This is a genomic window from Aquabacterium sp. UBA2148, assembly GCF_002328915.1.
GTDB classification, from domain to species: domain Bacteria; phylum Pseudomonadota; class Gammaproteobacteria; order Burkholderiales; family Burkholderiaceae_C; genus Aquabacterium; species Aquabacterium parvum.
Genome location: NZ_DCXA01000244.1, coordinates 8,678 through 16,904, shown reverse-complemented (window position 1 = coordinate 16,904; position 8,227 = coordinate 8,678). Strand labels below are relative to the sequence as shown.

General features: G+C 67.2%; 8 protein-coding genes. 1 reads left to right on the top strand and 7 read right to left on the bottom strand.

Translation table 11 applies throughout. The annotated features are described in order from the left end of the window. The 6 genes from B2W70_RS13675 to B2W70_RS13650 form a co-directional block, all read right to left on the bottom strand. On the bottom strand, positions 1-436 hold a 436-nt coding region (locus B2W70_RS13675), incomplete at its 3' end, for a poly-beta-hydroxybutyrate polymerase N-terminal domain-containing protein (protein WP_286746484.1). 34 nt (positions 437-470) lie between these two features. Continuing rightward, positions 471-1,610 carry an ABC transporter permease gene (locus B2W70_RS13670; RefSeq protein WP_286746482.1) on the bottom strand — a complete coding sequence of 380 codons (1,140 nt, stop codon included), beginning with the start codon at positions 1,608-1,610 and terminating at the stop codon, positions 471-473. Positions 1,611-1,613: 3 nt separating this feature from the next. Further along, on the bottom strand, positions 1,614-4,445 hold the full coding sequence (rbbA, locus tag B2W70_RS13665; protein WP_286746480.1) for a ribosome-associated ATPase/putative transporter RbbA: 2,832 nt from the start codon (positions 4,443-4,445) through the stop codon (positions 1,614-1,616). A 4-nt stretch (positions 4,446-4,449) separates the two neighbouring features. Beyond that, positions 4,450-5,466, bottom strand: coding sequence for an HlyD family secretion protein (locus tag B2W70_RS13660; protein WP_286746478.1), 1,017 nt, complete (start codon positions 5,464-5,466; stop codon positions 4,450-4,452). Next, the gene (locus tag B2W70_RS13655) at positions 5,463-6,134 is read right to left on the bottom strand and encodes a CerR family C-terminal domain-containing protein (RefSeq protein ID WP_058088717.1); all 672 of its coding nucleotides are present in this window, start codon (positions 6,132-6,134) and stop codon (positions 5,463-5,465) included. The genes B2W70_RS13660 and B2W70_RS13655 overlap by 4 nt, the downstream gene beginning before the upstream one ends. A 220-nt stretch (positions 6,135-6,354) precedes the next feature. Then, the gene (locus tag B2W70_RS13650) at positions 6,355-6,852 is read right to left on the bottom strand and encodes a GNAT family N-acetyltransferase (RefSeq protein ID WP_286746476.1); all 498 of its coding nucleotides are present in this window, start codon (positions 6,850-6,852) and stop codon (positions 6,355-6,357) included. 152 nt (positions 6,853-7,004) lie between these two features. Here B2W70_RS13650 and B2W70_RS13645 point away from each other — a divergent pair, with 152 nt between their 5' ends. Beyond that, positions 7,005-7,733, top strand: a complete 729-nt coding sequence (locus tag B2W70_RS13645) for a hypothetical protein (RefSeq protein WP_286746474.1) — start codon at positions 7,005-7,007, stop codon at positions 7,731-7,733. 14 nt (positions 7,734-7,747) lie between these two features. Here the strand turns inward: B2W70_RS13645 and B2W70_RS13640 are convergent. Beyond that, the coding region (locus B2W70_RS13640; RefSeq protein ID WP_286746472.1) for an AEC family transporter at positions 7,748-8,227 on the bottom strand (480 nt) is incomplete at its 5' end.

Below are 8,227 nucleotides of genomic sequence, written 5' to 3'. Positions count from 1 at the left end.
GGAGCCACTGGCGGGCGGCGAAGGCGGCGATGTCCTGGTGGCGGTGGTTCAGACCCGGCACGCCATGGGTGGCGCGGTGCCACGCCCGCTCGAGGATGTGAAAGCCCTGAGACCAGGCGTTGAAAGGCCATTGCTGCCAGCCCGCGCTGGCAAAGCGACGGTCAGGCTGGTCTGAGGGGCGGCCCTGAGGGTCGGTGCCCAGGTGCGCATGAGCGGGGTTGGTGACGGCCGCACTCAGGTCTTCGGCGGTCTGCTTGATGAGGTCGAGCTGCTTGCCCGGAGAGATCATCAGGTGCGAGAGCCAGTCCAGGTAGACCAGCGTGGTCTGGATGGGCGAGATGCCGCTCATCAGCTGGCCGATGTCGCCATGCACCTGGCGGTCCAGCGCGCGGACCCAGTCGTTCCAGCTCATGTCTTGGGGTGGGCATTCGCTCATGGTGTGCTCCAGGCTTGCGCTGACGGTGCGGGCTTCAGCCCTGCCTCGCCAGCATTGAACGGAATCGCGACAAGGCGATGAAGAGGAAGACCGCCCCGGCCACCGAAACGGCGAGCAGTTGCGGCCAGACGATGTCCAGGCCCGCGCCGCGGTACAGCACGGCGTGGGTCAGTTTGACGAACTGCGTGGTGGGCGAGACCTGCACCACGCCCTGCATCAGCTCGGGCATGCTCTCGACCGGCGTGGCCGCGCCAGAGAGCAGGTACAACACGACGTAGACCGGTGCGGCCAGCAGACCGAACTGAGGCATCGACGAGGTGACCGTGGCCAGCAGAACACCCAGCGAGGTCACGGCAAACAGGTAGGCCGCCGTGCCCAGCAGGAACAAGGTGATGGAGCCCAGCAGCGGCACGCCCAGCCAGCCCTGCACCACGAACATCAGCGACAGCCACACCGCCAGCAGGATCACGCCGCCATTGGCGAGGATTTTGGCCAGCGCGATTTCAGAGGGGCGCACCGGCATCACCAGCAGGTGCTCGATGGTGCCGTGTTCGCGCTCGCGGATGACAGCTGCGCCCACCAGGATGATGGCCAGCACCGTGATGTTGGTGATGATGAGCATCACCGAGGTGAACCAGTGCGACTGGTTGTTGGGGTTGAACTCGAGGTGGATGACAGGGCGGGCAGGCAGCAGGCTGTCGATGCCCTGTTGGTGGAAGAAGCCGAGCAGCTCTTGCAGGAAGACCTCATTGAGGTAGGCCACCCCCAGGCCCGCCTGCGTCATGGCCGTGGCGTCCACGGTGACCTGGATGGCGGGCGCGCGCCCGGCCAGCACGTCGGCCTCGAAATGCGGCGGCACGTCGATGACGAAGATGACGTCGCCGCGGTCCAGCGCCGGGCCGGCCTGCTGCGTGGTGATGTCTCGCGGTGGCTGGAAATAGGGCGCGCGGATGGCGTCGCGCAGTCGCATGGACAGCGCCGACTGGTCGGCATCGATCCAGCCCACCGAGGCGTGCGAGACCTCGGCCTTGACGCCCTTGGCCGTCGTGTAGACCGAGATCGTGAACGCAAACAGGATCAGCGCGACCAGGGGCAGGTCGCCCAGCAGGCTGCGCAGCTCTTTCGCCGACAGCCTGGCGACGTTGAGCAGCCATTGGCGGGTGTCGTGCCCCATGTCTCAAGCCTCCTGCTTGCGCACAGCCAGCCGCGCCAACGCCAGGTAGCCCAGGCCGAAAGCCAGCAGCGCCGCGTACATGGGTCCGAAGCTGTCAAAACTCAGGCCCTTGGTGAAGCTGCCCAGGCTGATGAGCTGGAACCACGAGGCCGGAAAGCCCTGGCCCACCCAAAGCGCCGCACCCGTGAGCGTGGACACCGGATACAGCAGGCCCGAAAAGTTGATGGAGGGGATCAGGCAGACGATGGCCGTGGCGAAGGTGGCCGCCACCTGCGACTTCAAAAAGGCCGAGATCAGCAGGCCCAGCGCCGTGGTCGCAAAGACGAAGCACAGGGCCCCCAGGCTCAGCGCAAAGAAGTTGCCCTTGAGCGGCACCTGCAGCACCACGATGGTCAGGAACACCAGGCTGAGGTAGCTCAGCATGGCCAGGCCGATGTAGGGCAGTTGCTTGCCCACCAGGAACTGCCCCACGCTGGCCGGTGAGGCATAGAGGTTGAGGATGGAGCCCATCTCTTTCTCGCGCACCACGCCCAGCGCGGTGAGCATGGCGGGGATGATGATCAGGCACAGCATCAAGAGGCCAGGCGTGGAGGCGTAGATGCTGCGAAAGGCCTGGTTGTACGCAAAGCGGGGCTCCAGGCGCGCGGGCAAGGTCGGCACCTTCAGCCCCGGGGTTTCCTGTGCGAAGCGCATGGCGTGCTCAAGCAGGATGCCTCGGGCATAACCGCGCACGTTCTCGGCGGTGAAGGTCTGTGCGCCATCGATGTACAGGGCCACATCGGGGCGCCGTCCTTGGACAAGGTCGCGCCCGAAACCCGGCGGGACCTCGATCACCAGCACCACCTCGTGTGCGCGCAGCAGGGCATCGCCTTCTTCGATGGTCTGCACCGAGCCTTTGCGTTGAAAGTAGCGCGAGCCTTCGAAGTGCTCGATCAGCTGCCTGCTGTCGTGCGTCTGGTCGCGGTCGAGCACGGTGAAGCTGGCCTTCTGGATGTCGAAGGAGATGCTCCACGCTGCCGTGACCAGCAGGATGATCGGACCCAGCAGGGCGAAGGTCAGGCGGATCGGGTCGCGCTTGAGTTCCATGGCCTCGCGGCGCGCGAAAGCCCAGGTGCGGGCCCACCAGTCGAGCAGCGTGCGCTCGCGCATCGAACGCACCGAGCTTCTCAAAGTGTCGGCGGCATCCTGAGCAGGCAACGAGGTCGGACCAGGCGCATGGGAGGCAGCGAGGGTGTTCTGTGCAGGCGCGGCTGGCGTGCGAGCCGTGGCCGCCATCTGGGCCGCCTGCACCGTCGTGTCGGCCGCCTGCAGGTGCGCCACGAAGGCGTCTTCCAGCGAGGCGGCGCCTTGTGCCTGTTGCAGCGCCTGGGGCGAACCCACGGCCAGCACCCGTCCCCGGTGCATCAGCGAGATGCGGTCACATCGCTCGGCCTCGTTCATGAAATGGGTCGACACGAAGATGGTGACCTGCTCTTGCCTGGACAGCTGCACGAGCTGACGCCAGAACAGGTCACGCGCGGCCGGGTCAACGCCCGAGGTGGGCTCATCGAGGATCAGCACCTCGGGCTTGTGCAGGCAGGCAGCGGCCAGTTGCAGGCGTTGGCGGATGCCCAGCGACAGCTCGCTGGGCCGGGCCTCGGCGTGTTCACCCAGGTCAAAGCGCTGCAGTGCGTCGCCGATGGCGTGCTCGGCCACATCACATTCCATGCGATACAGGCGCGCGTGCAGCACCAGGTTCTGCCGCACGCTCAGCTCGTCATACAGAGAGAAGGCCTGCGACATGTAGCCCACCTTCATGCGCGTCTCGAGGTTGCGCGGGTCGATGGGCGAGCCCAGCAACTGTGCCGAGCCCGAGCTGATGTCCAGCAGCCCCGTGAGCATCTTCATGGTCGTCGTCTTGCCACAACCGTTCGAGCCCAGGAAGCCGAAGATCTCGCCACGCTCGATGCGAAAGCTCACGTTGTCCACGGCGATGAAGTCACCGAAGCGGCGCGTCAGGCCCTGGGCCTCGATGGCGGGCGGCCCATCCACCGCAGGACGGGGCGGGATGACCAGCGGCTCGCTGCTGCCACGCGCATCCTCCGGCAGCAACTCGATGTAGGCCGCTTCAAGCGTGTGCTGCGGCGTGCGCGCCAGCACGTTCTCGGTGCGGTCGAACACCAGCACCTGCCCTGCGTCCATGGCCACCAGGTGCTCGAAGCGTTCGGCCTCTTCCATGTAGGCCGTCGCCACGATCACCGTCATGCCGGGGCGCTCGGCGCGCAGGGCTTCGACCAGGGCCCAGAACTGCCGCCGTGACAGCGGGTCCACGCCCGTGGTGGGCTCATCGAGGATGAGCAGATCGGGGTCGTGCACCAGCGAGCAACACAGGCCGAGTTTCTGCTTCATGCCACCCGACAACTTGCCCGCAGGCCGATCGCGAAAGGGCGCCAGGCCCGTGGCGTCGAGCAGCCGCTGGATGCGCGCCTCGCGCTCGGCCGCGCCCTGGCCGAACAGCCGCGCAAAGAAGTCGATGTTCTCGGCCACCGACAGAGTCGGGTAGAGGTTGCGGCCCAGGCCCTGCGGCATGAAGGCCACGCGAGGCGACAAGCGGGCGCGTGCTGGCGCACTGGACAGGTCTTCACCCAGCACGTGGACACGGCCATGCTGGATCACCTTCACGCCGGCGATGAGCGACAGCAAGGTCGACTTGCCGACGCCGTCCGGCCCCACCAGCGCAATGGTGCGCCCTGCGGGCAGTTGCAGGCTGACGTGCTCGAGCGCCCGGGTGTCACCGTATCGGTGGCCAAGGTCTCGCACATCCACGGCGATGGCGATCTCGCTGGGGTGACTCATGCTGTCAACGCGGTTGACGATCGCTTGGACCCGCCTGCTCATCGGGCAGCCTCACCATCAGCGATGCTGGCCAGGGCTTGCTGGCATCGCTGCGCACATGCCCATACCCGGTCAGACCCGCTTTCACATGGGGCGCATGGCGGCGGGCCAGCTCAGGCGCCACCTTGAGCTTGACGCGAAAAACCAGCTTCTCGCGCTCGGCTGCCGTCTCCACGTACTTGGGTGTGAACTGCGCCTCCGAAGCAACGAAGGTCACCACCGCCGGGATGACGAACTGCGGCGCCGCGTCCAGCACGATGCGGGCCTCGTCACCCAGCTTGAGTCCGCCCGCCACGTCGGTCGGCAGGAACAGCGTCATGTGCACTTCTGCCGTGTTCAGCAGCGTGGCCACACGTCCACCCGAGGGGATGACCGAGCCCGGCTCGACCACGCGGTACTCGATGCGGCCGGCCACCGGCGCGCGCAGCACCAGGTCCTCCAGCGCCACGTTCAGGCGCTTGATCTGGGCATCGGCTTCGGCCCGCGCAGCGGTGGCTTCACCAATGGCTGCGCGGGCCACCTGGATGCCCGCTTGCTCGCCATCGCGCTGAGCCGTGCGCCGCTCCACCTCGGCGCCGGAGACCAGCGCATCCTGCTTGAGACGCGTCGCGTGATCCAACTCCAATTGGGCAATGCGCGCCTGCACCTTGCGCACCTCGGTTTCGGCGCCCGCGCGCTGCATGGCCTGGGAGGCTCGATCGCGGGCGGCTTCCACGGCGTCACGTTGGGCCAGCAGGTCGGTCGGGTCCTGCCTTGCGATCACGTCGCCGGCCTTGACCAGGTCGCCCTCGCGCACTGGCAGCTCGACGATGCGGCCCGGGTACTTTGCTGCGACCTCGATGCGCTCGACCTCCACCCGGCCATTGCCTCGGTGGATGCCATCGGGCAGGCGGTCGCGCTGGGTGTTCACCCACCAGGCGACGCCCACGGCGGCGGCCAGTGTGACGGCGATCAAGGTCCGGTTCAGGGAGCGTCGGTTCATGGTGCAGGGGGCGCCAGCGCCGCGAGCTGGGCCCGCAGCGAGATGGCGATCAAGTCAAGGAGTTGGTCGATGCGTTCGGGCGTGAAGCGATCCCACCCGAGTCGGCGCAGCAACAAGGCATCCGACAGCCTCAGGCTCATCACCTGGTGTGCGGCCAGGAACGTGATGGCGCGCGGCAGGGCGTGCGAGGCCTCGCGGCCACAGATGCGGGCCACCAGGCCCTCGACGGCGTCCTGCATGGGCGCCACGACCTGGCTGAACAGGCGCTCCAGCGCCGGCCCTTCCTCGGCCTGCAGCCTCAGGAAGAACTGCACCCACTCCGCCGGGAAGTCGTCGGCGAGCAGCACCCGGGCCTGATCGCACAAGAAGGCCACCACCCGCTCGATCAGCGCGTCTCGTTCGGCAACCGCGGGTTCCGCGGTGTTCCCGCGGGGCATTTCGCTCGCAGCCCCTGTGGTGCCCCGAGCCCACCACATCAACAGAGGTTCGCGCTGTCGCGCCTGGATGGCGTCAGCCAGGAAGCCTGCGGCCTCGATGTAGAGCTCTTCCTTGGTGCCGAAGTAGTAGGGGATGGCGCCCAGGTTCATGCCGGCGGCGCTGGCGATCATCCGCGTGGTGGTGCCGTCAAAGCCGTGGCGACCGAACTGCTCCAGCGCAGCGCGCAACATGCGTTCGCGAGCCTGAAGCCCACGCGCTGTTTCGGTCAGCGGGGCCGGGCGCCGTGCGCTGGGTCCGCAGGCATGGGTTGGAGAGATCAGGGCACACATGGTTCGAGGCTTGTTGCGATGCAGCATTGCATCGGCCTCGAAGTCAGTCAACCGTATGACTTGACGTGAATCAACCCCGCTGACAAAAACGCCTGCCCCAACGATGGGCGTCAACCGAGGGTCATGAATCGAGGGTCATGAAGCTCGCATCGGTGCCGAACGATCGCAGCTTGGCCAGCAGGCCCGGGTGGTCGACCTGACGGGCTTGAAAGCCCTGCTTGTGCCAATACGGCTGCGAGCCCTGGACGGCCACCAGGGCCAGTCCAGCCAGCCCCGAGGCACGCGCGTGCTCGAACGCCCTCTGGACCAGGCCTTGCCCTGCACCGCTGCCTCGGTGGTCGGGGTCAACCGCCAGGTCGTGCAGGTAGAGCCATTTCGGCCGCACAGGCGGCTGCCAGTTGACCGCGTGCAGCGCCGGGAAATGGTCTTCGTCAACCGGCAGGGTCACCAGGTAGGCCAGGGCCATTTCTGCCTCGACCGCCAGCCAGGCTGAGGTGGGCGATTGCCGGATCTTGTTTTCGAAGGCGCCGAGCGGCTCGTGGTATTGCGGAGGGTAGCAGCGTCGCTGGATGGTGAGCACCTGTTCCAGGTCCGTGGGCGTCATCGATCGGATGTCCATGGCGGGAGTCTAGGTGTCGTTGTGTAAAGCCTGTCCGATGGCCCACTGGTTCCAAGGGGGACTTGGTAGTAATCCGGGGTTCGCTGGTGCGAGGTGGGCGCGGCATGGGGGTATCCTGCGTGCCTCTCGCAGCAGCATTCCCCCTGACTCCCATGATCACGATCGAGAAGAACCGTTCCTGGACTGGCGTGGCCATCGTGGCCGCAGTGGCCGTGGCTGGTGGATTGGCCTGGTGGGCGTTTGCCCCCCAGGGTGGCTCGGGCGAGGCGGGCACGCCCGGCGCTTCGGGTTCCATGTGGCAGTGGTCCTCTGCATCGGGCGCCGCTGGCGGTGGCGCCCCCGTGACCTCCATCCTCAACGATGCGCGCTGGGGCACCGTCAACACCGAAGACCAATCCACGCTTGAAGGTGCCTTGAGCAAGGCGCCCAACGCCAAGGCCGAGGCCGCTCGCATCGTCAGCTATGTGCAGTACCACCGTGCCTTCGAAGCCTGGCAGGGGCTGGACGAGCAAAAGCAGGCCCGCGAGCGCCGGCAACTGGCCGAGGGCCTCTTCAAGGAGCTGCCTGACCGCCTCAAGACGGGCGAATTCACGCTCATGGAAGCCGCACTGATGGGCGCCGTGCTGATCGCCGAGGCCGAGCCCGATGAAGCCCGTCGCACCCAGCGCGTCGAAGCCTGGCAGGCGCAGCTGGCCACGATCGTTCCCAACCCCGAGGACGAAACCCGCATGGCCGCGCAGAACCGCGAGACCGAGTACATGCGCCGCCGCGCCACCGCCTTCGGCGAATGGCAGAACCAGACCGACCCTGCGCTGCGCACGCCCGCCAAGCTGGAGCAGACCATGGCCGAGATCAACCGCGCCTACGCAAGCGGCCAGTGAACGGTTGAGCCTGGTCAGCCCGCTGGCCTGAGCCAGGCCAGCGCGCCGATCCACAGCGGCACGGTGGCCATGCCCAACAGCGTGGACACCGTGATCAAGCCCGCCACGAACGGCCCGTTGCCACCCATTCGCACCGCCAGCACATAAGCGCTGGAGGCCGTGGGCAGCGCCCCGAAGGCCACCAGGATGGCCTGCTCTGTGGGAGGCAGCTTCAGCACCCAGGCCAGGCCGATGGCCGCGATCGGCAGCAGCAGGTGCCTGATGCCCAGCAGGCCCAGCGCAAGGGCGGGCGCAGCCGTCAAACCGGTCATCTTCAGGCCGGCACCGACGGCGAGCAGCCCCAGCGGCAGCGCAGCCTGACCGATGCGCCCCACCGTTTCCAGCAACCACGCTGGCAGGTGGATGTCGAGCACGCGCACCAGCAGGCCACTGAGGGTGCCGATGATCAAAGGATTGCGAGCCAGCTCGGCCCAAGTGTTGTGCCCGCCATGGCG

Bases quoted from the DNA above. Each gene is read 5' to 3' on its own strand.
- B2W70_RS13645 (WP_286746474.1), top strand. From the start codon at position 7,005: ATGATCACGATCGAGAAGAACCGTTCCTGGACTGGCGTGGCCATCGTG.
- B2W70_RS13670 (WP_286746482.1), bottom strand. From the start codon at position 1,610: ATGGGGCACGACACCCGCCAATGGCTGCTCAACGTCGCCAGGCTGTCG.
- B2W70_RS13655 (WP_058088717.1), bottom strand. From the start codon at position 6,134: ATGTTGCGCGCTGCGCTGGAGCAGTTCGGTCGCCACGGCTTTGACGGC.
- B2W70_RS13650 (WP_286746476.1), bottom strand. From the start codon at position 6,852: ATGGACATCCGATCGATGACGCCCACGGACCTGGAACAGGTGCTCACC.
- B2W70_RS13660 (WP_286746478.1), bottom strand. From the start codon at position 5,466: ATGAACCGACGCTCCCTGAACCGGACCTTGATCGCCGTCACACTGGCC.
- rbbA (WP_286746480.1), bottom strand. From the start codon at position 4,445: ATGAGTCACCCCAGCGAGATCGCCATCGCCGTGGATGTGCGAGACCTT.